The 23,792-nt window shown below is 63.3% G+C and carries 30 protein-coding genes; 16 read left to right on the top strand and 14 right to left on the bottom strand.

Features of this window, described 5'->3' with window-relative positions:
• Nucleotides 1-36 precede the first annotated feature (36 nt).
• Together IGS61_RS04815 and IGS61_RS04810 are read left to right on the top strand one after the other, a co-directional pair.
• Entirely contained in the window at nucleotides 37-957 is a 921-nt protein-coding gene (locus IGS61_RS04815; protein ID WP_230538570.1) for a DnaJ C-terminal domain-containing protein, read from the top strand.
• Nucleotides 958-960: 3 nt separating this feature from the next.
• Nucleotides 961-1,272: a chaperone modulator CbpM gene (locus IGS61_RS04810; protein ID WP_230538569.1), complete on the top strand. Its 312-nt coding sequence runs from the start codon at nucleotides 961-963 to the stop codon at nucleotides 1,270-1,272.
• Between the two features lie 7 nt (nucleotides 1,273-1,279).
• Here the strand turns inward: IGS61_RS04810 and IGS61_RS04805 are convergent, their stop codons facing one another.
• Nucleotides 1,280-1,507 (bottom strand): hypothetical protein, encoded by a 228-nt coding sequence (locus tag IGS61_RS04805; RefSeq protein WP_086138121.1) that lies wholly within the window; start codon nucleotides 1,505-1,507, stop codon nucleotides 1,280-1,282.
• Between the two features lie 59 nt (nucleotides 1,508-1,566).
• On the bottom strand, nucleotides 1,567-2,481 hold the full coding sequence (locus IGS61_RS04800; RefSeq protein WP_230538568.1) for a LysR family transcriptional regulator: 915 nt from the start codon (nucleotides 2,479-2,481) through the stop codon (nucleotides 1,567-1,569).
• A gap of 134 nt (nucleotides 2,482-2,615) precedes the next feature.
• Between IGS61_RS04800 and IGS61_RS04795 the strand changes: the two genes are divergently transcribed.
• Both IGS61_RS04795 and IGS61_RS04790 read left to right on the top strand, forming a co-directional pair.
• Nucleotides 2,616-3,221 (top strand): FMN-dependent NADH-azoreductase, encoded by a 606-nt coding sequence (locus tag IGS61_RS04795; RefSeq protein WP_230538567.1) that lies wholly within the window; start codon nucleotides 2,616-2,618, stop codon nucleotides 3,219-3,221.
• A gap of 114 nt (nucleotides 3,222-3,335) precedes the next feature.
• Nucleotides 3,336-3,890 carry a nuclear transport factor 2 family protein gene (locus IGS61_RS04790; protein ID WP_230538566.1) on the top strand — a complete coding sequence of 185 codons (555 nt, stop codon included), beginning with the start codon at nucleotides 3,336-3,338 and terminating at the stop codon, nucleotides 3,888-3,890.
• Nucleotides 3,891-3,906: 16 nt separating this feature from the next.
• On the opposite strand, the gene IGS61_RS04785 is transcribed toward IGS61_RS04790, so the two are convergent.
• The gene (locus IGS61_RS04785) at nucleotides 3,907-4,206 is read right to left on the bottom strand and encodes a hypothetical protein (protein ID WP_230538565.1); all 300 of its coding nucleotides are present in this window, start codon (nucleotides 4,204-4,206) and stop codon (nucleotides 3,907-3,909) included.
• A 137-nt stretch (nucleotides 4,207-4,343) separates the two neighbouring features.
• On the opposite strand from IGS61_RS04785, the gene IGS61_RS04780 reads away from it, so the two are divergent.
• The 3 genes from IGS61_RS04780 (at nucleotide 4,344) to pncB (ending at nucleotide 6,858) form a co-directional block, all read left to right on the top strand.
• A complete protein-coding gene (locus tag IGS61_RS04780) occupies nucleotides 4,344-4,598 on the top strand; it encodes a hypothetical protein (protein WP_230538564.1) in 255 nt (84 codons plus the stop codon).
• A gap of 128 nt (nucleotides 4,599-4,726) precedes the next feature.
• Nucleotides 4,727-5,590, top strand: coding sequence for a cysteine hydrolase (locus tag IGS61_RS04775; protein ID WP_230538563.1), 864 nt, complete (start codon nucleotides 4,727-4,729; stop codon nucleotides 5,588-5,590).
• A 77-nt stretch (nucleotides 5,591-5,667) separates the two neighbouring features.
• Nucleotides 5,668-6,858: a nicotinate phosphoribosyltransferase gene (gene pncB / locus IGS61_RS04770; RefSeq protein ID WP_230538562.1), complete on the top strand. Its 1,191-nt coding sequence runs from the start codon at nucleotides 5,668-5,670 to the stop codon at nucleotides 6,856-6,858.
• A 25-nt stretch (nucleotides 6,859-6,883) separates the two neighbouring features.
• Here pncB and IGS61_RS04765 read toward each other — a convergent pair whose 3' ends face one another.
• Both IGS61_RS04765 and IGS61_RS04760 read right to left on the bottom strand, forming a co-directional pair.
• Complete coding sequence (locus IGS61_RS04765; protein ID WP_230538561.1) at nucleotides 6,884-7,183, bottom strand: antibiotic biosynthesis monooxygenase family protein; 300 nt, start codon at nucleotides 7,181-7,183, stop codon at nucleotides 6,884-6,886.
• Between the two features lie 67 nt (nucleotides 7,184-7,250).
• On the bottom strand, nucleotides 7,251-7,580 hold the full coding sequence (locus IGS61_RS04760; protein ID WP_230538560.1) for a hypothetical protein: 330 nt from the start codon (nucleotides 7,578-7,580) through the stop codon (nucleotides 7,251-7,253).
• 171 nt (nucleotides 7,581-7,751) lie between these two features.
• On the opposite strand from IGS61_RS04760, the gene IGS61_RS04755 reads away from it, so the two are divergent.
• From IGS61_RS04755 to IGS61_RS04740, 4 genes are all read left to right on the top strand, one after another.
• The gene (locus tag IGS61_RS04755; RefSeq protein ID WP_230538559.1) at nucleotides 7,752-8,333 is read left to right on the top strand and encodes a DJ-1/PfpI family protein; all 582 of its coding nucleotides are present in this window, start codon (nucleotides 7,752-7,754) and stop codon (nucleotides 8,331-8,333) included.
• A gap of 69 nt (nucleotides 8,334-8,402) precedes the next feature.
• Nucleotides 8,403-9,635 carry a GAF domain-containing sensor histidine kinase gene (locus IGS61_RS04750; RefSeq protein ID WP_230538558.1) on the top strand — a complete coding sequence of 411 codons (1,233 nt, stop codon included), beginning with the start codon at nucleotides 8,403-8,405 and terminating at the stop codon, nucleotides 9,633-9,635.
• A 3-nt stretch (nucleotides 9,636-9,638) separates the two neighbouring features.
• Complete coding sequence (locus IGS61_RS04745) at nucleotides 9,639-10,316, top strand: response regulator (RefSeq protein WP_442908025.1); 678 nt, start codon at nucleotides 9,639-9,641, stop codon at nucleotides 10,314-10,316.
• 155 nt (nucleotides 10,317-10,471) lie between these two features.
• On the top strand, nucleotides 10,472-11,167 hold the full coding sequence (locus tag IGS61_RS04740; RefSeq protein WP_034759676.1) for a Crp/Fnr family transcriptional regulator: 696 nt from the start codon (nucleotides 10,472-10,474) through the stop codon (nucleotides 11,165-11,167).
• Here the strand turns inward: IGS61_RS04740 and IGS61_RS04735 are convergent.
• Nucleotides 11,164-12,363 carry an MFS transporter gene (locus IGS61_RS04735; RefSeq protein ID WP_230538556.1) on the bottom strand — a complete coding sequence of 400 codons (1,200 nt, stop codon included), beginning with the start codon at nucleotides 12,361-12,363 and terminating at the stop codon, nucleotides 11,164-11,166. The genes IGS61_RS04740 and IGS61_RS04735 overlap by 4 nt on opposite strands.
• A gap of 91 nt (nucleotides 12,364-12,454) precedes the next feature.
• On the opposite strand from IGS61_RS04735, the gene IGS61_RS04730 reads away from it, so the two are divergent.
• Nucleotides 12,455-12,910 carry a winged helix-turn-helix transcriptional regulator gene (locus IGS61_RS04730; protein WP_230538555.1) on the top strand — a complete coding sequence of 152 codons (456 nt, stop codon included), beginning with the start codon at nucleotides 12,455-12,457 and terminating at the stop codon, nucleotides 12,908-12,910.
• Entirely contained in the window at nucleotides 12,907-14,139 is a 1,233-nt protein-coding gene (locus tag IGS61_RS04725; protein WP_230538554.1) for a D-amino acid dehydrogenase, read from the top strand. Before IGS61_RS04730 ends, IGS61_RS04725 begins: the two co-directional genes overlap by 4 nt.
• Here the strand turns inward: IGS61_RS04725 and IGS61_RS04720 are convergent.
• The 3 genes from IGS61_RS04720 to IGS61_RS04710 all read right to left on the bottom strand — a co-directional run bounded on the left by IGS61_RS04720 (nucleotide 14,136) and on the right by IGS61_RS04710 (nucleotide 17,301).
• Nucleotides 14,136-15,215 carry a hypothetical protein gene (locus IGS61_RS04720; protein ID WP_230538553.1) on the bottom strand — a complete coding sequence of 360 codons (1,080 nt, stop codon included), beginning with the start codon at nucleotides 15,213-15,215 and terminating at the stop codon, nucleotides 14,136-14,138. The two genes, IGS61_RS04725 and IGS61_RS04720, sit on opposite strands and share 4 nt — an antisense overlap.
• 67 nt (nucleotides 15,216-15,282) lie before the next feature.
• On the bottom strand, nucleotides 15,283-16,317 hold the full coding sequence (locus IGS61_RS04715) for a MerR family transcriptional regulator (protein WP_230538552.1): 1,035 nt from the start codon (nucleotides 16,315-16,317) through the stop codon (nucleotides 15,283-15,285).
• A gap of 69 nt (nucleotides 16,318-16,386) precedes the next feature.
• On the bottom strand, nucleotides 16,387-17,301 hold the full coding sequence (locus IGS61_RS04710; RefSeq protein ID WP_230538551.1) for a LysR family transcriptional regulator: 915 nt from the start codon (nucleotides 17,299-17,301) through the stop codon (nucleotides 16,387-16,389).
• 95 nt (nucleotides 17,302-17,396) lie between these two features.
• Between IGS61_RS04710 and IGS61_RS04705 the strand changes: the two genes are divergently transcribed.
• On the top strand, nucleotides 17,397-18,464 hold the full coding sequence (locus IGS61_RS04705; RefSeq protein WP_230538550.1) for an SDR family oxidoreductase: 1,068 nt from the start codon (nucleotides 17,397-17,399) through the stop codon (nucleotides 18,462-18,464).
• Here the strand turns inward: IGS61_RS04705 and IGS61_RS04700 are convergent.
• From IGS61_RS04700 to IGS61_RS04690, 3 genes are all read right to left on the bottom strand, one after another.
• Entirely contained in the window at nucleotides 18,451-19,455 is a 1,005-nt protein-coding gene (locus IGS61_RS04700) for an SMP-30/gluconolactonase/LRE family protein (RefSeq protein WP_230538549.1), read from the bottom strand. The genes IGS61_RS04705 and IGS61_RS04700 overlap by 14 nt on opposite strands.
• Nucleotides 19,456-19,518: 63 nt before the next feature.
• Nucleotides 19,519-19,761 carry an Imm32 family immunity protein gene (locus tag IGS61_RS04695; protein ID WP_230538548.1) on the bottom strand — a complete coding sequence of 81 codons (243 nt, stop codon included), beginning with the start codon at nucleotides 19,759-19,761 and terminating at the stop codon, nucleotides 19,519-19,521.
• 5 nt (nucleotides 19,762-19,766) lie between these two features.
• Entirely contained in the window at nucleotides 19,767-20,516 is a 750-nt protein-coding gene (locus IGS61_RS04690) for a hypothetical protein (protein ID WP_230538547.1), read from the bottom strand.
• A gap of 251 nt (nucleotides 20,517-20,767) precedes the next feature.
• Between IGS61_RS04690 and IGS61_RS04685 the strand changes: the two genes are divergently transcribed.
• Nucleotides 20,768-21,010, top strand: a complete 243-nt coding sequence (locus tag IGS61_RS04685; RefSeq protein ID WP_230538546.1) for a hypothetical protein — start codon at nucleotides 20,768-20,770, stop codon at nucleotides 21,008-21,010.
• Between the two features lie 47 nt (nucleotides 21,011-21,057).
• Here the strand turns inward: IGS61_RS04685 and IGS61_RS04680 are convergent, their stop codons facing one another.
• On the bottom strand, nucleotides 21,058-21,426 hold the full coding sequence (locus IGS61_RS04680; protein ID WP_230538545.1) for a hypothetical protein: 369 nt from the start codon (nucleotides 21,424-21,426) through the stop codon (nucleotides 21,058-21,060).
• Between the two features lies 1 nt (nucleotide 21,427).
• Nucleotides 21,428-21,892, bottom strand: coding sequence for a hypothetical protein (locus tag IGS61_RS04675; protein WP_150130824.1), 465 nt, complete (start codon nucleotides 21,890-21,892; stop codon nucleotides 21,428-21,430).
• 240 nt (nucleotides 21,893-22,132) lie between these two features.
• Between IGS61_RS04675 and IGS61_RS04670 the strand changes: the two genes are divergently transcribed.
• Entirely contained in the window at nucleotides 22,133-23,734 is a 1,602-nt protein-coding gene (locus IGS61_RS04670; RefSeq protein WP_230538544.1) for a sensor domain-containing diguanylate cyclase, read from the top strand.
• Nucleotides 23,735-23,792: the final 58 nt, after the last annotated feature.

The raw sequence follows: 23,792 nt of genomic DNA, 5'->3' as shown, positions 1-23,792 counted from the left end.
TTCCCTCAGGCAGTTCAACCATGGGGAGCAGGCACGGTGGAATACAAGGACTACTACAAGGAACTGGGCGTCGAAAAGACGGCGACCGAGGCCGAGATCAAGAAGGCGTACCGCAAGCTGGTGCGCAAATACCATCCCGACGTGAGCAAGGAGCCGGACGCGGACAAGCGCACCAAGGCCCTGAACGAAGCCTACGGCGTGCTGGGCGACGCGGAAAAGCGCGCCGCCTACGATGAACTGGGCCGCAACCAGGGCGCGCAGGGCCAGCCGTTTCGGCCGCCGCCGGACTGGGGTTCGGGCTACGAATCGTCGGGCGCCGACGACAGCGACTTCTTTGCCGACCTGTTCGCCCATGTGGGCGGCCGGCGCCGCGCCAACAGCACTTTCCAGATGCAGGGCGAGGACAGCCACGCCGCCATCACCATCGACCTGCAGGACAGCTACCAGGGCGCCAGGCGCCACATCGTCATGCGCGTGCCCGAAGCGGACGCCCAGGGCCACGTCGTCACGCGCGAGCGCACCCTGGAAGTGACGATACCGAAAGGCGTCACGGAAGGGCAGCAGCTGCGCATGAAGGGGCAGGGCCATCCGGGCAGCGGCGGCGCGCCCGCCGGCGACCTGTATCTGGAAATCCGCTTCCGGCCCGATGCGCGCTACAAGGTGGAAGGGCGCGACGTGTTCGAGACGGTGCCCGTGACGCCATGGGAAGCGGCGCTGGGCGGCGACATCGACGTGCCCACGCCATCGGGCACGGTGTCCGTCAGCGTGCCGCCCAATTCGCAGACGGGGCGCAAGCTGCGCCTGAAGGGGCGCGGCATTCCCGCCGCCCAGCCGGGCGACCTGTATCTGCTGCTGGAAGTCGTGCTGCCGCCGGCGAACGACGACAAGGCGCGCGAACTGTATGCAACCATGGCGCGCGAGATGGCTTTCAATCCGCGCCAGAAGCTGGGAGGGTAAATCATGACAAACAAGGTAATTGGCGAATTGCTCGAAGACCGTGCCCTGAGCCTGGAGGAACTGGCGCGCGCCTGCGCCGTGGAGCCGGACTGGGTGGTGCAGCATGTGCAGACGGGCGTGCTGCTGCAGGATGGTCCGCCGCCGGGTCAATGGACGGCGTGGCGCTTCACCAGCCTGGACCTGGTGCGCGCCCGCCGCCTGCACGAAATCGAATCCGTGTTCGACGCGAACGCGGAACTGGCCGCGCTGGTGGTCGATTTATCGGAAGAAGTGGCGCGCCTGCGCCGCCGCCTGCACGTGCTGGGCGTGGAGTAGCTTTTATTTACTCAGGCTCGCCGTGGCGCGCCACGGTGAGCCGCGCAATATAAAATTGCCCGTCGACGACCACACGGTGCGGGATGCCGGCCACGTCGAAGCCGGGACCGCCGTCTTCCATCCATTCCTGCGCCAGCGAGTCGAACTGCTGCGGCGTCATGCGCAGCATCTGCGCCGTGATGACGAAGCGCGCGCCTGGTTTCTGTTTGTTGACGAAGTCGTCGATGCCGGCCATGGTGTTTCCTTTTGATACTGATCAATGTATGCGCGCATGATACCCGTCCGCGCGCGCTTCTAGAAGACTTGTTCCAGCAGCGGCAACTGCTCCGCAAACCGTTCCGTCAGCCACTTGCCCGCCTGGCCCGGCGGCGTGTCGGCGCGCTGGATCAGGTAAATCGGGTAATTTTCGCCGTTGTCGACGGCCAGCGGCAGGTGCACCAGGCGGCCGGCTTCCAGGTCGTCGCGCACCATCGCTTCGGGCATGTTGCCCCAGCCCAGGCCCGCGCGCAGCAGCGCGTGTTTGGAACCGAGGTCGCCCAGGCGCCAGTTGCGCAATCCCAGCACGCCGAAATCCTGGCCCTCCGTCAGCACGCTGCGGTCGCTGAGCACCAGCTGCACGTGCTCGCGCGCCACGCTGGACGCAATCGGCCCTTGCAGCTGCGCCAGCGCGTGGCTGGGCGCGGCCACGGGAATCAGGCGCACGTGGCCGACGGCCAGGCGTTCGAAGACGCTGGCCGTGGCCGTCATCCAGCCGCCGAGGCCGATGTGGCAGCTGCCATCCATCACCAGCTGCGCCACGGCGCCCATGGCTTCGATGCGCAGGCGCAGGGCGACGGTGGGGAACTGCGCCTGGAACGCCTCGAGCACGCGCACCAGCACGCAAGTGGGGAACATCACGTCGACCACCACCGATACTTCCGCCTCCAGCCCGCCGGCCAGCGCCTTGGCGCGCGCGCGCATGCCGTCGACCTTCAGCGCCACGGCGCGCGCGTCGGCCAGCAGGGCGCGGCCCGCGTCCGTCAGGGTGGGCTTGCGCTTGCCGCGGTCGAGCAGCACCACGTTCAGCTGTTCTTCCAGGTTGGCGATGGTGTAGCTGATCACCGACTGCGTGCGGTGCAGCTGGCGCGCCGCGTGGGCGAAACCGCCCGCGTCGATGACGGCGACGAACACGCGCAACTGGTCGAGCGAAGGCTGGCCCGGTTCTCTCATGGCAACTCCCTATCTAGAAATTCGATGCTAACCATTGATATTTATACGGTTTCATCGATGGTAGACCCGAACTATGCTGTATGCAAGGGCTGCGATGCGGCCATTCCCGTCACCCGTTTTCACAGGAGCACTTCATGAGCAAGGTTTTATACATCAATAGCAGCGTGCGCAACAGCGGTTCCCTGTCGCGCCAATTATCGGGCGAATTCGTCGCCAAACTGGCCGCGCAAGGCGCCAGCGTCGTCGAGCGCGACCTGGCGGCGCAGCCGGTGCCGCACCTGACGGAAGAGGTGATGGGCGCGTTCTTCACGCCGGCCGAGCAGCGCAGCGCGCAGGCGGCAGCGGCCGTGCAATTGTCCGATACCCTGGTCGATGAATTGCTGGCCGCCGACGTGCTGGTGCTGGCCGCGCCCATGTACAATTTTTCCGTGCCGTCGACCCTGAAGGCGTGGATCGACCATGTGGCGCGCGCCGGCCGCACTTTTCAATATACGGCGACGGGTCCCGTCGGCCTGGCCACGGGCAAGAAAGCGTATATTTTCACGGCCAGCGGCGGCGTCTACAGCGCAGGCCCGGGCGCCGCGTATGACTACCTGAGCACCTATCTGCGCACGGCGCTGGGCTTCATCGGCATCACCGATATCGAGTTCGTGCAAGCGGAAGGCGTGGCCATGGGCGAGGACGCCGTTGCCAGCGCGATCGCCAAGGGGCGCGCTTCGATCGAGGCCCTGGCGGCCTGAGTCTGGCCCCGCCCTAGTTCCAAAGGGGGATTGCCAATCTGCCATGGTTGACATAAGCTTGCCGGCGGCACGCCCCGTGCCAGGCCGGCGAGCCGTTCGCCATGAAAGTCCCCCATGTACAAGTTGGCAAGCGCAGTACTGTTCGGATGTTCCCTGTTTTCAGCAGGCATGGCGCTGGCGCAGACCGCGCCCGCTGCACCACCTGCACCGCCCCACGTGGGCCGCCACGCCTCCACGCCCGAAGATATCCGCGCCATCGAGCAAGTCGTCGCCGACTTCCAGGCGGCGCTGGTCGCCAAGGACGTCAGGCTGCTGTCGTCGCTGATGCTGCACACCAACATCCTGTTCGCCTCGCCGGCCGACGACGGTTTCATCAAGAAAATGCGCGACACGACGGACGTCCACTTCGACGGCGTCGCGGCGGGCGGTTATGTCGCTTTCGCCAACTTCATCAAGCGCGAACCGCAGCGCACGGAAGAAAAATTCTACAACGTCAAGATCACCCAGGACCGCCATGTGGCGTGGGTCAACTTCGACTACGAATTCCTCGTCGGCGACAAATTATCGAACTATGGCGTGGAAGCATGGCAGATGGTCAAGCGCGACGGCGCATGGAAAATCCTCAGCGTCGTCTGGTCCATGCATTCCGCCGCCGAGGCAGGAAAATAGGGCCAGCCGTGCCGCGTCAGTCGCGCGGCAGTTCGCGGATTTCCACCGTCCCCCCTGCGTTCAGTACGGGGTTTCCGATTAACAATTTTTTAGCATCGTCTATACTTTCAGCTTGCACGCGTAGATAGCCTGACAAGTGTGGCGTGACCGCTCTGGCCTGGCCTGAGCGGTGCACGCAGATGCCGGGCCCGATGGAGCTGCCGCCGCAGAAGCGGCCGCTGGCCCTGAGCATGGCGAAGTAGTCTTCCCAGGCCGAGGTGGCGACGTCCATCGGTGTTTCCGTGTCGTCATGCATGAAGATGATGTAGTCATTCATCCTTTTTCTCCTGTGCCGCGTGATAAAAAGAGAGCTGAATCAAGTATCCCAAGCAATCGCGAGCGCATGGTTTTACCCTTACCGCGTCAGTCCGTAGAGACAAGCTGTCCGGCCATGTCATTTTTGGAGCGTACATCGTGCCGATAAAGTATGTTGATTTTTATGAGGTGAATTACACGGCAGAGCGCCTGCGGGGCTGCAAGCTGTGGGGCGCCTATGTCGCCATCTATGCCCCGTCGCCCAACCCCATGCACCGGGTGAACCTGGTGAAAAAGCGCAGGGTAGCGGCCGACCACCAGTTTACAACGGAAGCGGATGCCATGGCGGAAGCGGACGAGGCGGCCGTGAAGCTGGTCGAGCGGCGCCAGCGCCGCTATGTCTTCCACCCCTGACCTGGCTTGTTCAGGCGCAAGTTATTGCGAATGAGCACAGTCCTGGCGCCGGCTGGCCAGGCGCGCCAGCGAAGTTGCCCGTATTATGCAAGCTATCATGCAAGATATCGCCACGCCAGAGGACCGCCATGAAACGCCAGTTGCACCTGCTCGTCATCGACCCGCAAAACGATTTTTGCGACTTGCCCGCCACCTGGCTGCCGCCTGATGCGGCGCCGGCCCTGGCCGTGCCCGGCGCCCACGCCGACATGCTGCGCGTGGCGCAGCTGATCCGTGAAGCGGGCGGCGGCTTGACGCAGATCAGCATCACGCTCGATGCGCACCACCGCTACGACATCGCCCATCCCGCCTTCTGGCGCACGGGCGATGGCGGCCCCGTCGCGCCGTTTACGCAGATCAGCGCGCAGCAGGTGCGCGACCGCTTGTTCCTGCCCGCCGCCAGCGGCGCCTTGCCGCGCGCGCTGGCTTACCTCGATGCCTTGCAGCAGGCGGGGCGCTACCAGCTGATGGTGTGGCCCGTGCACTGCGAGATCGGCAGCTGGGGCCAGAATGTGCACGCGGCCGTGCGCGCCGCCTACAACGGCTGGGAAGTGGCAAATCTGCAAGTGGTCGCCAAGCTGAGCAAGGGTTCCAACCCGTGGACCGAGCATTACTCGGCCGTCATGGCCGAAGTGCCCGATGCGCAGGATGCGGCCACCCAGCTCAACCGCGCTTTCCTCGACACCTTGCTGCCGGCGCAGCAGATTTATGTCTGCGGCGAAGCGGGCAGCCACTGCGTCAAAGCCAGCACCGAGCACATCGCCGACTACCTGCAAGCGCAGCAAGGCAAGGCGGCCCTGTCGCGCCTGGTGCTGCTGACGGACTGCATGAGCCCCGTCACGGGTTTTGAACGGCAACAGCACGAGTTTCTTGCTGCCATGCAAGAGCGCGGCGTGCGTCTGGCCACGGCTGCCGACGCCGTTCCCGAGCTGCTGGCCAACGCGGCTGCCTGAGCCAATGTTAATCGTGCCCTGCTGAAATGCTTGCGGTGGCGTACTATTCTGGCTTCAGGAAGTTGGAGAAAACACACATGACCCCGATAGTGCGCAGTTTGCTGGAAACCGATCTGTATAAATTTACAATGTGGCAAGCATTGCTGCACGGTCATCCGAATACCCATACCGAATACGAATTTGTCTGCCGTAATAAAACGGCGTTCCCGCTGGCCGAACTGAAGGGCGAGCTGGAAGAACAGCTCGACCATTTATGCTCGATGTCGTTTGCCGACGACGAGCTGGCCTATCTGCGCACCTTGCGCTTCATGAAGAGCGATTTCGTCGACTTTTTGACGGTGTTCCGCTTCCAGAGAAAATTCATCGAGGTCAGCACGGACGGCGACACCTTGCTCGTGCATGCGGCAGGGCCGCAGGTGCACGTGATGGGCTTCGAGATTTTCGTGCTGTACATCATCAACGAACTGTATTTCCGCCGCTTCGACCTCGATGCGGCCATGCGCGAAGGGCGCCACCGCCTGGGCTTGAAAGTGGCGGCCGTCAAGGAATTCGGTAAATTGCCGCGGCGCAAGCATCCATTTGAATTTTCCGACTTCGGCGTGCGCCGGCGTTTTTCCGGCGCCTGGCATGACGAGGTGGTGCAGCGGCTGGCGCGCGAAGTGCCCGAGTATTTCAAGGGCACGTCGAATGTCTACCTGGCGAAAAAGCTCGGTATCGTGCCGATCGGCACCATGGCGCATGAATACATGCAGTCGTTCCAGTCGTTCGGCGTGCGTCTGCGCGACTTCCAAAAGGCGGCACTGGAAGACTGGGTGCAGGAGTACCGTGGCGACCTGGGCATCGCCCTGACGGACGTGGTCGGCATGGATGCCTTTCTGGCCGACTTCGACCTGTATTTCGCCAAGCTGTTCGATGGCTTGCGCCACGATTCGGGCGACCCCGTCGAGTGGGGCGAGAAGGCGCTGGCCCACTATGCGGCCTTGCGCATCGACGCCAATACCAAGCGCCTCGTGTTTTCCGACGGCCTGGACCTGGACAAGGCGTTTGCCCTGTACCAGCACTTCGCCGACCGCATCATGACGGGCTTTGGCATCGGCACCAATCTGACCAACGACGTGGGTTTGACGCCGCTCAATATCGTCATGAAACTGGTGCGCTGCAATGGCCAGTCCGTGGCGAAACTGTCCGATTCGCCGGGCAAGACGCTGTGCAAGGATGAAACCTTCCTCGCGTATTTGCGGCAAGTGTTCCACCACCCTGCGGCATGACGGCGGCAGGGCAGGCGCTGACGGCTTAAAAACCCGTGACCACGGTATTCATGTGCTCGACCTGCGGCGGGGCGGCAAAGAATTCGCCGACCAGGCCGCGCCAGGCCTGGAAGTCTTCGCTGCCGCGGAAATGCACGGTATGGTCTTCCAGTGTCGTCCAGCCCACGACGAGGCGGTAGGCGTCGCCGTTTTCGATCGAGCGCTCCAGGCGCATCGATTCACAGCCGCGCGCGCGCCGGAACAGGGGCACGGCTTGCGTCACGGCCGCCTCGAAGGCTGCGTGCGTGGCCGATTTGATCTGGATATGGGCAATTTCATAAATCATGGCAAGTTCCACTGTGGAATGAAGGAACGCTGATCTTGCCATAGTTTGGCCGCGCAGGGGAGGGGTGTCAGCCCGCCAGCGCAGGCGTGCCGGTGCGCCGCCCGCCCGCGTGGCTGGCCGTGCGCTGTTCGATGTCGCAGCCATTGCATGCCTGCACGATGGCGTGCGCCCGTTCCCGTTCCTGCGGCGTGCTGACGGCGACGACGAGGCGGAACATGCCGCGCCACGCCGCCTTGCCCTGTACGGGGACGGCCTCGTCGTCGACCGTGTCGAGCTGTACGGCGTGCGGGGGGAAACCGTCGCCCAGCAGGGCGCTGCGGGCCTGCTGGGCATCGGCAAACTGGTCGAAGATACGGATCAGGGCCGGCGAAACAAGGGGGCTGGTGGAGGTGCTCATGGCCAGGCTTTCAAAGAGGGTCTTCCGGATTTGACCTGCGAGCCTTGAAATAATTCTGGCTCAGCCTCTAAATGCCTGCATTCGGTGGCAAAAGTTTGATAAATATCCAGTATGGCTGCCAAGTCGCGCTAAGATACGGCTTGCGGGATCAATCTTTCATAGGAGAACTAAATGGCAGCGAAGAAAATTCTGTTTTTGACCGGCGATTTTGCAGAAGATTATGAAACGATGGTGCCTTTCCAGGCCCTGCTGATGCTCGGTCATACCGTGCACGCGGTCTGCCCCGGCAAGAAAAGCGGCGAGACGATCAAGACGGCCATCCACGATTTCGAGGGCGACCAGACTTACACGGAAAAACCGGGCCACTTGTTCACCCTGAATGCCAGCTTCGACGAGATCGACCCGGCCCACTATGACGCCGTGATGATCGCCGGCGGCCGCGCGCCCGAATACCTGCGCCTGAACGACAAAGTCATCGCCGCCGTGCGCCATTTCGCCGAGGCGGGCAAGCCTGTCGCGGCCGTCTGCCACGGCGCGCAATTGCTGGCCGCCGCCGACGTCATCCGCGGCAAGCGCATTTCCGCCTATCCCGCCTGCGCGCCGGAAGTGAAACTGGCGGGCGGCACGTATGCCGACATCGCCGTCACGGACGCCGTCACGGATGGCCAGTTCGTTACGGCGCCCGCCTGGCCCGCCCATCCGGCGTGGCTGGCGCAGTTCGTCAAGCTGCTCGGTACCGAGATCCATTTGTAACGATAGATTTGCCCGCCGCGCTGCACGCCAGCCTGGCGGGTGTTTCCCCTTTTTTGATTCGAGTTCTTCATGCATGCGCCGCGCAGTCAACCTTCCCGCAAACAACTTCCAGCGTCGCGCTGGCGCCAGCGCCGCCAGGCGCAAGCCGCATCGGGCCTGAGCGCCGCGCAGGAACGCCAGCTGGCCACCCTGCATGACATTTCCACCCTGCTGGCGGGCCAGCACGCGATCGATGCCCTGTGCCGCGGCTTTTTGCGCCACGTGATGCAGTTCGCGCAGGCCGAAGGCGGCACCGTGCGCATCCTTGATCCGCAACAAGATACCGTGCACATCATCGTGCACGAGGGCATTTCCGACGCCATGGTGGAAGAGGAACATTGCATCCGTAACAACGATTGCCTGTGCGGCGCGGCCGTGGCGCAAGGCGTGATCCAGATCCGCGATTTCCGCCAGGTCGATGCCTTGCAGCGCTTCCGCTGCCAGGACGAAGGTTTTATCGCCATCGCCGTCTTCCCCATCCTCGCGCGCGAGCAGGTGGTGGGCAGTTTTTCGCTGCACTTTGCGCGCCCGCAAGCGGCCCATGCGCAGCAGCAGGGCTGGCTGGAAACCCTGGGCCAGAGCCTGGGCATCGCCATCGAAAACCAGCGCCTGATCGCGCGCGAAAAGGAATTTGCCGTGGCGCGCGAACGCAGCCTGCTGGCCGAAGGCTTGCATGACAGCATCGCGCAAAGCCTGAACTTCATCAGCCTGCAAGTGCAGATGCTCGACGATTCCGTGCGCCGGGGCCAGCTCGACGAGGCGGCCGAAGTGTTGCCGCTGATGCGCATGGGCGTCGAGCAAAGCTACCAGGACGTGCGCGAATTGCTGGTCAATTTCCGCACGCGCTGGCATGGCAGCGACCTGGAAAGCAAACTGTCGGAAGTGCTGGCCAAGTTCGAGCTGCAGACGGGCGTCGTCGGCACGCTGGACATGAGCGGCAACGGCGCGCCGCTGGCGCCCGAGCAACAATTGCAGATCCTGTTCATCGTGCAGGAAGCGCTGTCGAACATCCGCAAGCACGCGCAAGCGAGCAATGTGGCGCTGCGCGTGGAAAACGGACGCGATTTTGCGCTGCAGGTGCGCGACGATGGCGAAGGCTTCGCCGCCAACCTGCGCGACAAGAAAACGGAATTGCAGATCGGCTTGCGTATCATGCAGGAACGGGCCGAGCGGCTCGGTGCGCAATTTGCCATCGACAGCAGGCCCGGCGGCGGCACGACGATTTCGCTGGCCTTGCCGGCAGCCCGGCGCCAGGCCGCGTAACAGATGAATCATCCTTATCAGGCAACAAACATAGTGAACGCTCCAATCAAAATCCTGCTGGTCGACGACCACACCTTGCTGCGCAGCGGCGTCAAGCTGCTGCTGCAGCGCAATCCTCAATTCCAGGTGGTGGGCGAGGCATCGAACGGGCTCGACGGCGTGCGCCTGACGGCCGAACTGCGGCCCGACGTGGTGCTGATGGACTTGAACATGCCCGGCGTGACCGGCGTCGAAGCGCTGCAGCTGATCCTGCAGGACATGCCGCAGATGGTCGTGCTGATGCTGACCGTGTCGGAAAATGCGGCCGACCTGGGCGCGGCCCTGCGCGCGGGCGCGCGCGGCTATTTGCTGAAGAACATCGAGGCCGAGCAGCTGGGCCAGGCCATCTGCCGCGCCGCCGCCGGCGAATCCGTGATTGCCGACGCCATGACGGCCAAGCTGGTGTCGCAGTTCCGCGCGGGGCAGAACGCGCCCCAGGCCGATTACGACAAATTGACGCCGCGCGAACGCGAAGCCATGGCTTGCCTGGCGCAAGGGCTGAGCAACAAGGAAATCGCGCGCCAGCTCGATGTGGCCGAAAGCACGGTGAAAATCCACGTGCAAAACATCCTCAAAAAGCTCAAGCTGAGCAGCCGCGTGCAGATCGCCGTCTACGCGGTCGAGCGCGAATTCGGCAAATAAAGATCAAGCAAAGCGCAAATAGTGCGCAAGGAATGCGCGATTGTTTGATCTGCATGGCGTTACGGCCTAGACAACCCTAGTTCCTTTGACGTATGGCCTTGACCGTGCCTGCGCATTACACTCTTAGTCATTCGCTAATCTAATAAGAGAGTGTCATGCATAAGGTCAACGTCGATGGCTTGCTGTCGAGCCAGGCTCTGTTCCGCCATATTTCCCCTTCGCAATTAGAGCAATTGCGCCAGGATGTCGTGCGCGTCGAAGTGGAAAAAGGCAAAGTGCTGTTCCGCAAGGGCGAAGTGGCGGAAGGCGCCTACGTGGTGGTCTTCGGCCTCGTCAAGCTGAGCGTGTTTTCCATGGAAGGGACCGACAAGGTTCTGGAACTGATCCGCCCGGGCCAGAGTTTCGGCGAAGCCATGATTTTCCTCGATGAACCGTATCCATTCTGCGCCGAAGCGCTCGAGCACTGCCTGCTGCTGCGCATCCCGCCGCATGCGCTGCTGCGCTTGCTGGACCAGTCGCCCCGCATCGCGCGCCAGATGATGAACAGCCTGTCGCACCACCTGATGGGGTTCATCCGCAACGTGGAGCGCTGCTCCGTGCAGAACGCCACCCAGCGCGTGGTCGAGTATCTGCTGCAGGCATCGGACCAGCAGCGTTCCAACGAGGTCAAGCTGGACCTGAAGAAAAGTCTGCTGGCGTCGTTCCTGAACCTGGCGCCCGCTACCCTGTCGCGCGTGCTGCACCAGTTGACGGACTTGCATTTGATTAAAGTCAGCGGTTCGCTGATCCAGATCCAGCCCGATGCGCTGAAGACGTACCGCCACGGTTCCGCCACGGCCATGCTGAATTAGGCGCTCTCAGCTTTTTCAGCAGGCAAGGTCAGCCGCCAGAACAGCAGGGCGAGCAAGCTGACCGCCGCGCCCAGCGCGCATACCCCATGCCAGCCCGCCAGCGCATACACGCTGGTGGCGGCAATCGCCCCCACACCGCTTCCCACCGCATAAAACAGCATGTAGCACGCCACCAGGCGGCTGTGCGCGTCGCTGTCGTCCTTGAAGATCAGGCTCTGGTTCGTCACGTGGATGGCCTGGCCCGCCAGGTCCAGCGCGATGATGCCGATGACCAGGGGCCACAGGGCCGCGCCCGCAAAGCTGAGCGGCAGCCACGCGGCCAGCAGCAACAGCAGGGCCGCGCCCGTCGTCCACTGCGCGCGGCCCTGGTCCGCCATGGCGCCCGCACGCGCCGCGCCCAGCGCGCCGATCACGCCCACTAAGCCGAACGCGCCGATGGCCGCATGCGTATAGCCTTGCGCCGTCAGGGGCAGCACGAGGGCGCTCCAGAAAATATTGAAGACGGCAAACATCAGCAGGGCCAGCATGCCGCGCACGCGCAGGACCTTGTTGTGCATCAACATGTTCAGCATGGAAGCGAGCAGGGCGCCGTAAGCCAGCCGTTGACTGGTCGGTTGCGCCGGCGGCAGCTTGCGCCACAGCAGCAGCAACAGGGCGCAGGCGATGGCGGCCGAGACAAAATACACGGCGCGCCAGTCGGCGATATCTGCCACCACGCCGGACAGGGTGCGCGCCAGCAGCAAGCCGATCACCACGCCGCCCTGCGCCATGCCGACGACCCTGCCCCGCTCGTGGCTGGCCGCCGCGCTGGCCGCGTAGGCGATCAAGCCCTGCGTCATGGCCGTGCCCAGCAATCCCACCAGCAGCATGCCGCCCAACAAGGCGGCCGTGGAACGGGCACAGCCCAGCGCCGCCAGGGAAATGGCCAGCAAGCCCAGCTGGAACAGGGTCAGCCGGCGCCGGTTCAGCATGTCGCCCAGGGGCACGAGCAGCAGCAGGGCCAGCGCGCAGCCGAGTTGCGTGGCCGTGATGACCATGCCGCTGGCCGCTTCCGTCATGCCGAACTCGTGCGCCAGGGTGGCGAGCAAGGGCTGGGCGTAATACACATTGGCCACGCTGAGGCCGGCCGCCGTGGCAAACAGCCAGACGAGAGTGGAAGGAAGTGCTGCTGTGATGGGGATGGTCGTGTCGCGCATGGGCTAGTCCAATAGTGGTTGCAAATTAAAACCAGTTGGAGTCTACGGTGATTAGTTTTAAAATGCAACCACTCAATCCTGGAGCATGCCGATGGCCAAGCGCAAGAGCCTGAAAACCGACCCCTGTCCCGTGGCGCGCGCGCTCGACGCGATCGGCGAGCGCTGGTCGCTGCTGATCGTGCGCGACGCCTTCGACGGCATGCGCCGGTTCGGCGAATTCCAGAAAAGCCTGGGCGTGGCGAAGAACATCCTGGCCGACCGCCTGCATACCCTGGTGGAAGAGGGCATTTTTACGGTCGCGCCCGCATCGGACGGCACGGCCTACCAGGAATACGTGCTGACGCCCAAGGGGCTGGCCCTGTTTCCCGTCGTCGTCGGCTTGCGCCAGTGGAGCGAGGCGCAATTGTTTGAACCAGGCGAGGCGCACTCCACCCTGCTGCAGCGCGGGTCAGGCTTGCCCGTGCGCCGCATCGACGTGCTGGCCGAGGATGGCCGCGTCCTGCAGGCGGGCGATACGGTGGTGCACAAGGTGGAGTCCAGGACATGAAGCGCGTGGCCGTCATCGGCGGCGGCATCACGGGCGTCACCACGGCGTATGCGCTGGCGAAACGGGGCGCGGATGTCACCTTGATCGAGCGCCACCGCTATGCGGCCATGGAAACGTCGTATGCGAACGGCGGGCAATTGTCGGCCTCGCACGCGGAAGTGTGGAACCACAAGGCAACGATTTTGAACGCGCTGAAATGGATGGCGCGGCGCGATGCGCCGCTGCTGCTGCATCCCTGGCCCAGCTGGCACAAGCTGAGCTGGTTTGCGGAGTTTCTCGCCGCCATGCCGGATTACGAGCGCAACACCATCGCCACGGCGCGCCTGGCGATCGCCGCGCGCGCACACCTGTTTGCGTGGGCCGAGCAAGAAAACATTGATTTTGATCACCGCCGCGCCGGCATCCTGCATGTGTACCGTGACAAAGCCGGCTTCGAGCGGGCGGCCGGCGTGTCGCGCCTGCTGGCGCAGGCAGGGCTGGAGCGGCGCGCCGTGAGCTTGCTGGAAATGCGCGCCATCGAACCGGCGCTGCACGGCGACTTTTACGGCGGCTACTACACGGACAGCGATTCCACGGGTGACATCCACAAGTTCACCAGCGGCCTGGCCGATGCCTGCGCCCGCCTGGGCGTGGCCTGCCGCTACGGCGCGCAGGTGACGGCGCTGGCACGCGAGCACGGCCAGGTGCGCATCAGCGTGGGTGAGAGCGTGGGCGAGGACAGCGGCGTGTTCGACGCCGTCGTCATCTGCGCGGGCACGGCCAGCCGCGCCATGGCGGCCATGCTGGGCGACCATGTGAATGTGTATCCCGTGAAAGGCTATTCGATTACCGTGCAGCTCGATGACGCCGCCAGCCGGGCGGGCGCGCCGCAGGTCAGCCTGCTCGACGACGCCACCAAGCTGGTCAGCAGCCGCCTGGGCGAGGACCGGTTGCGGGTGGCGGGCACGGCCGAGTTCAACGGCGTCAATGACGACATCCGCGCCGACCGCATCCGCCCGCTATTGCAGTGGGTGCAGCAGTGCTTTCCTGAAGTCAATACGCGCAAGGTGATCCCGTGGGCGGGCCTGCGCCCCATGCTGCCGGCCATGCTGCCGAAAGTGGGGCCGGGCAAGGCGCCGGGCGTCTATTACAACACGGGCCACGGCCACCTGGGCTGGACCCTGGCGGCCGCCACGGCGGAGATGGTGGCCATGATGGTGGACAAGGCGGTGGACAAGGCGGGTGCTTAGTTCTTCGGCAATAGATCGCTGAGCGCGGCGCGGCCCTTGACGGTGAGGAAGGGGCCGACCTTGCTGTAGGGCATTAAAAAATCGTTTTCGCAGCCGCTGCCGTTCGCGTCTTCCCAGAACGACACGCCTTCCGGCTTCAAGGACAGGTGGAAGCGGCCGCGGCCGTCGTAATCCGTGCCCTTGCACTCGGCGTCGATTTTCACATCCTTGAAGAGGGCCTGGCGCAGGCGGTCCGGCAATTCGGCCTTGTCGTCGCCATCGCTGGCGCTGGCGCCAAACCAGTTCCACACGTCCGTTTCCTGGCCCGTTTTGACGTCCCAGGTGCGGAAGCGGATGGAAATGCCGCTGGCGCCATAGCCGGCCGCCCAGCGGTAGAATTTGACCGTCACCCAGCGCGGCGACCAGTAGGTGGGCTCCGCATACACTTCGTCTTCCGTCGTGAAACCGTTGCGGCCCAGGTACTCGCGGCGCGTGGCATAGAAGTCTTCCAGGTCTTTTTTACTTTTTGCCAGCACGGCGCGCAGCTGCGCGTTGATTTTCGCCACGCCGTCGCCGGGCGCCATCAATTCCACGGTGATGGTGTCGCCCACTTGCAGGTTGCGGTATTGCTTGCCTTCGAAGGCGATCGGTTTGCTCGTCTTGGTATTGGGAAAATCTTCCAGCGCCAGGTTGTAGGCATCGCTGGCGCAGGATGGATGCTCGCGGTCGCCCGCCGCTTCCAGCAGGGTCAAGGCCAGGGGCAGGGTCTTGCCGCTTTTTGGCTCCGTCCAGGTGCCGGACAGTTTGCCGCCCTGAGGTGCATTGAGTTTCCACGTGCCCGTGGTATCGCCCTTGGCGTCGGACTCGCTCCACTCGCTCTTGCCGTTCGCCATGGACAGCATGATCGGCGTCTTGTAGCGCGTGTAGTAGTAATTGCCGCTGCGGTCAGACCCTTGCGTGGGGCTGGGCTGGTTGAAGCAGGCGACGATATTCGCCTTGCCCAGGGTGCCCTGCCACACGCCTTGCACGGGCGTATCGCCAGCCATGGCGATATGGCAGGCGGGCAGGGTCAGGCAGGCAAACAGAAAGCGGCGCATCGGTGGTTCCTCTCGTGGGCGAAGGCCGATTCTACATGGCCCCGCCCACGAGATGCCACACGTCAACTTATTTGGCCGGACGCTCCTGCGCCACCACGGCCATCGCCGCGCCCAGGTATTGCAGCATGGCGGCGTCGACGAAGCTGCCTTGCATCAAGCGCGGTTCCTGCTGGTGCGCCTGGCGGAACTTCAGCTGCGTGGCCGGGTCCGTGCCCGCATACGAGCGGAACAGATCCAGCCACTGCCGCGCCAGCTGCAGCACGGCCGGATCCGTGGGCGGCGTGCGCGCATCGATGGCGGCGCGCACGGCGGCGATCAGGGCCGGCCACTCGCCCGAGCGCCTGCCGTAGTTGGCGAGTAAATACGCATATTCCTGCTCATCGAGGAAAGGTCGATATAGCGCAATGCGCGAAGCGTTGAAGGCGGCGATGATGAACTGCATCAGTTCCGCATCGATGCTGGTGGTAGCCTGCATGGATGGCTCCTGCTCGTGCATGCTGTTCAGGCGCGCGAACAAGCCCGGGTGGGCGCCCGTGTCGCGCACCAGCTTGACCATCCATTCTGTGGCCAGTGCTTGCGCCTGCGCATCGCCGGGGCCCGCGCCCGCGTCCCTGGCGGCGCGCACGCGCGTCACCAGTGCCTTCCATTCCTGTTCCACGGCGCTATCTGTCAGCAGCGGCATCTGTTGCAGTTCTTCCTCGGTAAAATATTTGTCGTACATGGTCATCAACTCCATTGTGGTGAGCCACTCGGCCAGTTCCGGTGCCTGCCCCTGCGCCAGTTGCGCCTGCAAGGTGCGCAGGCGTTCGCGCAGGGTGGAAGCCTGCGCGATCTGGCGTTCCAGCATGGCGATCTGCTGCGCCACGATGGCGCTCAAGGGCAGGTCCGGGCCGGCGAGTGCGTTGGCGATATCGGCCAGCGACAGCCCGAACTTGCGCAGCGCCATGATCCGGTGCAGCCGGTCCATGTCGCCGTGCTGGTACAGGCGGTAGCCAGCTTGCGTGCGCGCCGAAGGCGAGAGCAGGCCGATGCTGTCGTAGTGGTGCAGGGTGCGGATGCTCAAGCCTGTCATCCTGGCCAGTTCACCGATTTTTAACAGCATCGTTTGCTCCTTTCTTGTTGCGTACAGACAGGTTCGATCCTGACGCTACGTCAGGGTCAAGCGATATTTTCAGCTGATCGTCAGCCGTTGCCGCAATTCCTGCAGCAGGGTGCCCGTCTTTGGCGTCAGCTGGCGCGCCAGCGGCCACGCCAGGTACAGGGGCAGGCCCGGCGTGGCCAGTTCCGGCAGCACTGCCACGATGGCGCCCGTGGCCAGGCAGTCTTCCACCAGCCAGGTGGCCAGCTGGGCCACGCCCAGGCCCGCCAGCACGGCGGCCGTGCGCGCCTCCGCGTCGCCCACCGTCATGCGGGGAGACGCCAGGCGGTATTCCAGCTGGCCGCCCTTGTCCCCGTCCGGGAACAGCCACGGCATGGGCGAACCGTCGCCGCGGCCGTAGGCGATGCAGTCGTGGCCGTCCAGGTCCGCGATGGAGGCGGGCGTGCCGCGCCGCGCCAGGTAGGCGGGCGCCGCGCACAGGATCAGCTGTTCGTCGCCCAGCTGCATCTGCCCCAGCGCGGCGGGCCAGTGCGAAGGCGCACCGATGCGCACGGCGATATCGATGCGCTCCTCGAACAGGTCGACGAAGCGGTCGCTGAAGGCGATGGCCGGCTGCAGGCGCGGATATTTTTCGCACAGACCGATCAGCGCCGGCATCACGCGCAGCCGGCCGTACGCGGCGGGCACGCCGATGCGCACCTGGCCCGCCAGTTCCGCCGCATGGTCGCCCAGCACGTTTTCCGCATCCGCCAGTTCCTGCAGCACGCGCTTGCAGGTGGCGTAATAGGCGCGGCCCGCGTCGCTCAGTGTCAGGCGGCGCGTGCTGCGCTGGAACAGCCGCACGCCCAGCCGCTCTTCCAGCCGCGCCACGCTCTTGCTGACGGCCGAGCTGCTCAGGTGTAGGCGCTCGGCCGCCTTCGTAAAACTGCCCGCGTCGGCCGTGGCGAGGAAGGGCGTAAGGCCCTTCAGATGTTCTGATGAAAACATGATCCGCGAATTTTATTCATGAATGAGGTGAAATAGTATCGCGGATAAGAATTTACGTCGCGGATATGATGGATTTTTCTTTCGGAGCCACTCTCATGCAAAAACACGCCCTCATCATCGGCGCCAGCGGCGTCATCGGCAGCAATCTGGCCACGCATCTGCTCGGCGAAGGCTGGCAAGTGACGGGCGTCTCGCGCGGACGCACGCCAGTGCCCGCCGGCTGCACGGCCCTGCGGCTCGATGCGACGGATGGCGCCGCCGTCGCCGCCGCGCTGGCGGGCTTCGACGCCAGCCACGTCTTTTTTACAGCCTGGGCGCGCCAGGAAAATGAACAGGAAAACATCCGCGTCAACGGCGCCATGGTGGCCAACGTGCTGGCCGCGCTGGGGCCGAACGGCCGCTTGCGCCACGCGGCGCTGGTGACGGGCCTCAAGCATTACCTGGGTCCGTTCGATGCCTATGGCCAGGGCGCCGTGCCCGTCACGCCATTCCGCGAAGAGCAGGGCCGCCAGCCTGTCGAGAATTTTTATTACGCGCAGGAAGACCGGCTGTTTGACGCGGCCGCGCAGTACGGCTTCACGTGGAGCGTGCACCGCCCGCACACCATCATCGGCTATGCGCTGGGCAATGCCATGAACATGGGCCTGACCCTGGCCGTGTACGCGAATTTATGCAAGGCCGGCGGCCAGCCCTTCGTCTTTCCCGGTTCGTCCGCGCAGTGGCACGGCCTGTCCGACATGACGGATGCGGGCCAGATCGCGCGCCACCTGGCGTGGGCGGCGGACAGCCCTTGCGCGCGCAACGAAGATTTTAATATCGTCAATGGCGACGTGTTCCGCTGGAAGTGGCTGTGGCCGCGCCTGGCCGCGTATTTCGGCATCGAAGCGGCGGACTTGCCGGAAACGATGGCGCCGCTGGCCGGCCGCATGCACGACGCGCCCGCGCAATGGCGTGCCATCGCGCAGCAGCATGGCCTGGCGGAAGCGGACATCGGCCGCCTGGCCTCATGGTGGCATACGGATGCCGACCTGGGCCGACCGATGGAAGTGATGACGGACATGGGCAAGAGCCGCAAGGCGGGTTTTCTTGACTACCAGGACACGCACGATGCCTTCATCAAACTGTTCGAGCGCCTGAAGGCGCAGCGCATCATTCCGCGCTGACGCTGTCCGCCGCGGCCGGTGGCGGCATTGCAGCCGCTGCCGCATTCGCCGCATTTTGCTTGTGCCGCTGCGCCCGCTGCCATTCCAGGCCCGGGCGGTCGACGCGAAATTGCAGAAGCCGCCCCTGCACCACTTCCGTCACGTAGGCCGTGCGGCCATCGGGCCCGCCAAAGGTGATGTTACTGGGCTTGGCGCCGGGCACGCTGATCTCGCGCAGGATGCGGCCCTGCGGCGACAGTTTGACGACGCTGCCCTTGCCGTAGCGCGTCACGTACAGGTTGCCGTCGACGTCCACGCGCATGCCATCCATGCCGAAATCGTCGAACTTGATCAGCAGGCGCTTGCCGCTCAGGCTACCATCGGCGGCGATGTCATACATCCAGATATTGCGCTGCACGCTTTCATTCACGTACAGAATCTTGCCGTCGGGGCTCACTTCAATGCCGTTGGCCGTGCCCATGGTGTCGAGCGCCAGGGTTACCGTGCCGTCCTGCGCGATGCGCCACACGCGGCCCGTGTTTTCCTTCCAGTTCGGGTCGCTCGCATACAGCACGTCGTCGGCCGTGATGGCGATGTCGTTCGGCTGCGTCATGCGCGGCTCGCGCGCGTGGATGGCGAGCGCGCGCGTGGCCGGATCGACCAGGTAAATCGTGTGTTCCATGTAGTCGGCCAAATACATCTGGCCACGGCTGCCGAAGCGGATGCCGTTGGCGATGCTGGTGCCAGGCAGGGTCAGGTACACCTCGGCAGCGCCGCCGGGGCTGACCTTGCCGATGGTTTGCTGGCGCGCAAAGTTGACGGCATAGATATTGCCATCCGCATCGACGGCCGGCCCTTCGATGCCCTTGGTAAAGGAATGCGGGGCGGTCAGGGTGGTGGCGAGGAACAGCGTTTCATGCGCGGGCGGGCTGGCGTAGGCGGACAGGCTGGCCAGCGCGGCGGCCAGCACGGCGGCGCGCAGCGACGCCAGGGCGTTTCGGGAATCGGGCATCAAGGTTCTCTGTATGGCAACGGTGGCGTATGTTACCCGACGCGCAGCAAGCGGGGCGCCAAGCTAGGCGGCCACCACGACCAGGTCGGGGAAATCGTCCTGCCAGCCGGCCCATGCATCTTGCAGGTGCGCGTGCATGCCGGCCCGGTCTTGCGCCAGATCAAAGGCGTCCGCGCTGGCCAGCAGAAAATGGGCGATGGCGCGCAGGGTGGCCGGATCGGCCTGTATCGTCACGTCGGAGCAGGGCAGCGGACGTTCGGCGGCCGCGTCTTGCAGATAGCAGTGCAGCGATAAATGTGGGGTCATGAGCTTCAGTTGTTGATGTAGGCGCCCAGCATGGCGTGTGCGTTCAGTGCGGCGCGGGCCGCTTCCAGTTCCCCGGGCTGCAGGTGCCAGAAGATCCAGCCGGCATGCTCTTCACAGCGGCCATGGGTTTGCATCGCAGCGCGCAGCGCTTGCCGGCGCTCGGGCGGCAGCGCATCCAGTCTGGCTTGCGTGAAACCATTGATGGGATAGACATCGCGCAGGTGCGCATCTTGCAACCCGCGCCGTTTGATGGCGGCCCAGTTATTTGCGGGGCAAGGCGTGCCAAAGGTCATCGGATGGGCCTCATCGAGCTGCCGGTAGCCGAGTGCGTAGCCGGTGCCATAGCCCTGCGTTTCAGCGTAGCAGTACACATATTCGCAATGCTCAAACAGGCCGGGTATGGCCCGCGCACCGTCGAACAGCGGCGCCAGCGCAAGCTTGCTGGCGCGTATGGACAGAACCAGCTCCGAGTCCGATGAATACATGGCCTGCGCGTCGCAATTGACGGCCTCGTAAGCTTCGTCGGGCGGTACGAGACGCGGTGAAAGCAGTCCGATGCTGTTGGTCTCTGGCGCGAACAGCATCTTCTCGTAATTTCGCTGTGAGAACTTGACGATCTTGCCGCGCTTGTTGCCGTAGCGCTCGACGGGTTCGCCGATGTGCGCGAACCAGGCAAACAGCTGCGCGCTGGCCGCAGCGGCAATGAAGGGGGTATTTTTCTTGAATTCGCCTACGAGGAAGTGATATTGGTCCATATGTCGTTATGAGGGGTGGGCAACGCGCATGATGCCATGCGCGGGCACCTGGCGCCAGCGCGCGCACCGCAGCGATGGCGCCGGATGGGAGCGATAGAAAAAGATGCACGGCAGGACGGCGCAACGGCCCGCTTGAGGCGTATGATGGAAATACGGATGTGGTTGCCGCAAGGCAGTGCGACCGGCACGCGCCAGCACGTCCTGCAGGTTTTTTTTCGTGGTTTTGGCAGCAGTAACAACGAGGAGACATCATGGACAAACCCGAATTCATCCTGGCCGCCAAGGCCATGGAAACCCTTGAGATGTATCAAACGTTCTACGGCCATTCACAGGAATACCAGGCGCACCAGCAGGAAGTGCTGAAACTGCTGCGCCACAAGGGCGCCTCCCTGCTGGTGTCCGAACATGGCCCGGCGAAATTTTTACTGGCGTTTGCCGATGCGCTGGAAGTGGCGGGCTTGCCGGGCGAGTATGTGCCGTTGAGCCGAAGGTAGGGGGCGCGGGAGCCTGGCTGTTTAATGGCTGCCAGGCTGTATGGACGCTAGCAAATCGAGCCACCTATGCTTTTGCCATTGCGCAAGTTAAAGCCGAAGTAGCACCTGTAGCCGTCATGATCCCGGACACAGGAAACATTTTCCTTATCGCGCTGCCGATAGCCTTTCTCCAAACTGCAGCGTTCTTTCGAATCCGGAGCCATGGAGTCAAACATTTCCTTGGCAACGGCCCCCGTGACCATGAAAGAAATCTTGCGGTCATGCGGTGTGGGAGGTTGTTGCTCGCCCAAGGTGTTCGAATAAATCAGATAAGAACCCTTGAACTGTTTGTCTGCGCCCCAGTCGCTGTTGCCACCTGCATAGGCCGGTGAAAACAGGGTGAGGGCGCTCAGCGCCATAGGCCATAGTGTTTTCATATCAGGCTCTCAGTTCCAGATGAAAGTGATGGTCGTGATTTTTGAATGGCGTCACGAATGGAATGTGGGTATCGTTAAACAGCACCCTGCGCACGCTGGCATGGGCACGAAAAAGTGCGATGAGCTTCGCCGTCGCGGCTTGATCGTAGTCTCTGTCATACCAATAAACAGGGAGTTGAAGGCCGTCCTTGCGCAGCGGGCGAATGTCCACCTCCAAGCCGGATTTGTGGGTTGAGTGCTGGCCATAGGCGGTTCCGTTAGCCAGACTGATGTTGCCAATGCCAAATTGCCGGTCATCGACCGCTTGCCATTCGCGCTCCACATACAGGAGCGCCATCATCATGTTCGGATGCGCATATTGACCCGCGCCCCTGCCAGGGGTGCCATAGACGTAATACCCGGCACCTTCCGGAGCCTGCGGCAGGATGAAAAATCCACGCTTGTCCCTGGGCTGTACTTCAAGCATGCTCAACTCCGCGATACGCAACGCTGGGGGAACTGGCATTGTTTCGCATTCCGCTTCATATAGGATTGCGCTTCCGCAAACAATTGCGGGCTGGAACAGGAGTCAACGCCGCCATGGCGGAAAGAACACCTTGCCCGGCCAGTGTTGCGGTAACTTTTTTATATCTTTTGTGACGATGTGTGAGTATGTTGCTGCCTATTTGGTGCACACTTTGCCGGATATCAAACCGGGAGTTAATCCATGACCAGGTCACGCAGCTTGCCGCCACGCCTGTTGGGTGCCGGTTTCCGGGGATTCTCTTTGTTGCCGCTGGCAATCTTCTTTGTCGTGCTGGTGTGCTTGTCGCTCCTGGCGATCCAATTATGGATGACCTTGCGCGCGCGGGAAGTGCAGCTCAATGAAGCGGCCCGTGAAAGCGCCAATCTGGCGCAATCCGTTGCGCAGCATGCCTATGACACCATCAAGGAAGCCGATACGGTGCTGGTCGGACTGGTGGAGCGGGTGGAGACAGATGGTGTCTCCGACCTTGAACTGGAGCGTATCCATAAATTGCTGGTCACCCGTGTCGGCGAGCTGCCGCAGCTGCACGGCATCTTCATTTATGCCAAGGATGGCAGCTGGCTGGTGAACTCCCAGAAAACGCTGTTGAGCCATCTGAATAATTCCGATCGGGATTATTTCAACTACCACCGAACGCATGATGACCGCGGGCCTTATGTCGGCCCGCCCGTGCGCAGCAAATCGACCGGGGACTGGATCGTCACGGTATCGCGGCGTATCAATATGCCGGACGGCAGTTTCGGCGGCGTGGCGCTGGCGACCATCGATATGCATTATTTCAGGCAGTTTTACGAACGTTTTTCGATAGGAGAAAAAGGCGCCATTTTCATTGCGAATGGAAAAGGCATTCTTTTATTGCGAAGGCCGTTCGATGAAAGCATGCTGGGGCGCGATCTTTCGCAGTTTCCTTTATTTCATGATTATTTGCCCAAGAGCCCCGTTGGCACGGCCGTGATCAAGTCGCGGGTCGATGGCGTAACGCGTATCAACAGCTACCGAAGAATCGAGGAATACCCGCTGGTGGTCTCTGCCGCCTTGTCGCAGGAAGAAGTGCTCGCCGAGTGGCGTCTCGACATGATTTTGCAAAACGCGGTGGGTGGCGTACTGGTACTGCTGATTGCCTTCATCGGTTACCGCGTGGTGCGGCAAATCGATTTGCGGGTCAAGAGCGAGGCGGGTTTGCTGGAGGCGCGTAACGAGCTGGAGTTGATCAATGAAACCCTGGCCCGCCTTGCCAACCAGGATGGGCTGACGGGACTGGCGAACCGGCGCCACTTCGACCAGTCGCTGCTTGCCGAATTCAGCCGTGCGCAGCGTGAAGGCAGCGCCATGGGACTGGTGCTGATCGATGTCGATTTCTTTAAGCAATACAACGATATCTATGGCCATGTGGCCGGCGACGAGTGCCTGAGAAAAATTGGCAAGGTGGTGGCCTACAGCATGCGCCGGCCGGGAGACCTTGCTGCGCGTTATGGCGGCGAGGAAATGGTCGTTTTATTGCCCGGCACGGATATGGCCGGCGCCTTGGCGGTGGCGGAAGGCGTGCGCGATGCCGTCCAATCGCTTGGAATCGAGCATCGGGGCAATCCTCCTGGCGTGGTGACGGCCAGCGTCGGCGTGGCGGCGTTTATGCCGACGCATCTGGAAAACCAGGCAGTCGAGCTGCTTGAGTTCGCTGACAAGGCCCTGTACAAGGCCAAGGCAGCCGGCAGAAACCGGGTCTGCTTTGAATCTTCCTTTGAAAGTGCGGTGCAGGCTGTGACTGTTTTGGCGTTTCGATAGCAATTTTGAAGGGGCGGGGCCGGCGTGGGCTGTGCGCTGCGTCCTCGGTGGCGCGTGC

It is taken from the genome of Janthinobacterium sp. FW305-129, from assembly GCF_020858115.1.
Taxonomy (GTDB): Bacteria; Pseudomonadota; Gammaproteobacteria; order Burkholderiales; family Burkholderiaceae_D; genus Janthinobacterium.
The sequence above is the reverse complement of the archived record's forward strand: the minus strand, read 5'-3'. Positions and strand labels throughout refer to the sequence as shown.

What these genes read in the sequence shown, in the direction of transcription:
- IGS61_RS04810 (WP_230538569.1), top strand. Translation starts at nt 961, where the DNA reads ATGACAAACAAGGTAATTGGCGAATTGCTCGAAGACCGTGCCCTGAGC.
- IGS61_RS04805 (WP_086138121.1), bottom strand. Translation starts at nt 1,507, where the DNA reads ATGGCCGGCATCGACGACTTCGTCAACAAACAGAAACCAGGCGCGCGC.
- IGS61_RS04800 (WP_230538568.1), bottom strand. Translation starts at nt 2,481, where the DNA reads ATGAGAGAACCGGGCCAGCCTTCGCTCGACCAGTTGCGCGTGTTCGTC.
- IGS61_RS04795 (WP_230538567.1), top strand. Translation starts at nt 2,616, where the DNA reads ATGAGCAAGGTTTTATACATCAATAGCAGCGTGCGCAACAGCGGTTCC.
- IGS61_RS04790 (WP_230538566.1), top strand. Translation starts at nt 3,336, where the DNA reads ATGTACAAGTTGGCAAGCGCAGTACTGTTCGGATGTTCCCTGTTTTCA.
- IGS61_RS04785 (WP_230538565.1), bottom strand. Translation starts at nt 4,206, where the DNA reads ATGAATGACTACATCATCTTCATGCATGACGACACGGAAACACCGATG.
- IGS61_RS04775 (WP_230538563.1), top strand. Translation starts at nt 4,727, where the DNA reads ATGAAACGCCAGTTGCACCTGCTCGTCATCGACCCGCAAAACGATTTT.
- pncB (WP_230538562.1), top strand. Translation starts at nt 5,668, where the DNA reads ATGACCCCGATAGTGCGCAGTTTGCTGGAAACCGATCTGTATAAATTT.
- IGS61_RS04765 (WP_230538561.1), bottom strand. Translation starts at nt 7,183, where the DNA reads ATGATTTATGAAATTGCCCATATCCAGATCAAATCGGCCACGCACGCA.
- IGS61_RS04760 (WP_230538560.1), bottom strand. Translation starts at nt 7,580, where the DNA reads ATGAGCACCTCCACCAGCCCCCTTGTTTCGCCGGCCCTGATCCGTATC.
- IGS61_RS04755 (WP_230538559.1), top strand. Translation starts at nt 7,752, where the DNA reads ATGGCAGCGAAGAAAATTCTGTTTTTGACCGGCGATTTTGCAGAAGAT.
- IGS61_RS04750 (WP_230538558.1), top strand. Translation starts at nt 8,403, where the DNA reads ATGCATGCGCCGCGCAGTCAACCTTCCCGCAAACAACTTCCAGCGTCG.
- IGS61_RS04745 (WP_442908025.1), top strand. Translation starts at nt 9,639, where the DNA reads ATGAATCATCCTTATCAGGCAACAAACATAGTGAACGCTCCAATCAAA.
- IGS61_RS04740 (WP_034759676.1), top strand. Translation starts at nt 10,472, where the DNA reads ATGCATAAGGTCAACGTCGATGGCTTGCTGTCGAGCCAGGCTCTGTTC.
- IGS61_RS04735 (WP_230538556.1), bottom strand. Translation starts at nt 12,363, where the DNA reads ATGCGCGACACGACCATCCCCATCACAGCAGCACTTCCTTCCACTCTC.
- IGS61_RS04730 (WP_230538555.1), top strand. Translation starts at nt 12,455, where the DNA reads ATGGCCAAGCGCAAGAGCCTGAAAACCGACCCCTGTCCCGTGGCGCGC.
- IGS61_RS04725 (WP_230538554.1), top strand. Translation starts at nt 12,907, where the DNA reads ATGAAGCGCGTGGCCGTCATCGGCGGCGGCATCACGGGCGTCACCACG.
- IGS61_RS04720 (WP_230538553.1), bottom strand. Translation starts at nt 15,215, where the DNA reads ATGCGCCGCTTTCTGTTTGCCTGCCTGACCCTGCCCGCCTGCCATATC.
- IGS61_RS04715 (WP_230538552.1), bottom strand. Translation starts at nt 16,317, where the DNA reads ATGCTGTTAAAAATCGGTGAACTGGCCAGGATGACAGGCTTGAGCATC.
- IGS61_RS04710 (WP_230538551.1), bottom strand. Translation starts at nt 17,301, where the DNA reads ATGTTTTCATCAGAACATCTGAAGGGCCTTACGCCCTTCCTCGCCACG.
- IGS61_RS04705 (WP_230538550.1), top strand. Translation starts at nt 17,397, where the DNA reads ATGCAAAAACACGCCCTCATCATCGGCGCCAGCGGCGTCATCGGCAGC.
- IGS61_RS04700 (WP_230538549.1), bottom strand. Translation starts at nt 19,455, where the DNA reads ATGCCCGATTCCCGAAACGCCCTGGCGTCGCTGCGCGCCGCCGTGCTG.
- IGS61_RS04695 (WP_230538548.1), bottom strand. Translation starts at nt 19,761, where the DNA reads ATGACCCCACATTTATCGCTGCACTGCTATCTGCAAGACGCGGCCGCC.
- IGS61_RS04690 (WP_230538547.1), bottom strand. Translation starts at nt 20,516, where the DNA reads ATGGACCAATATCACTTCCTCGTAGGCGAATTCAAGAAAAATACCCCC.
- IGS61_RS04685 (WP_230538546.1), top strand. Translation starts at nt 20,768, where the DNA reads ATGGACAAACCCGAATTCATCCTGGCCGCCAAGGCCATGGAAACCCTT.
- IGS61_RS04680 (WP_230538545.1), bottom strand. Translation starts at nt 21,426, where the DNA reads ATGAAAACACTATGGCCTATGGCGCTGAGCGCCCTCACCCTGTTTTCA.
- IGS61_RS04675 (WP_150130824.1), bottom strand. Translation starts at nt 21,892, where the DNA reads ATGCTTGAAGTACAGCCCAGGGACAAGCGTGGATTTTTCATCCTGCCG.
- IGS61_RS04670 (WP_230538544.1), top strand. Translation starts at nt 22,133, where the DNA reads ATGACCAGGTCACGCAGCTTGCCGCCACGCCTGTTGGGTGCCGGTTTC.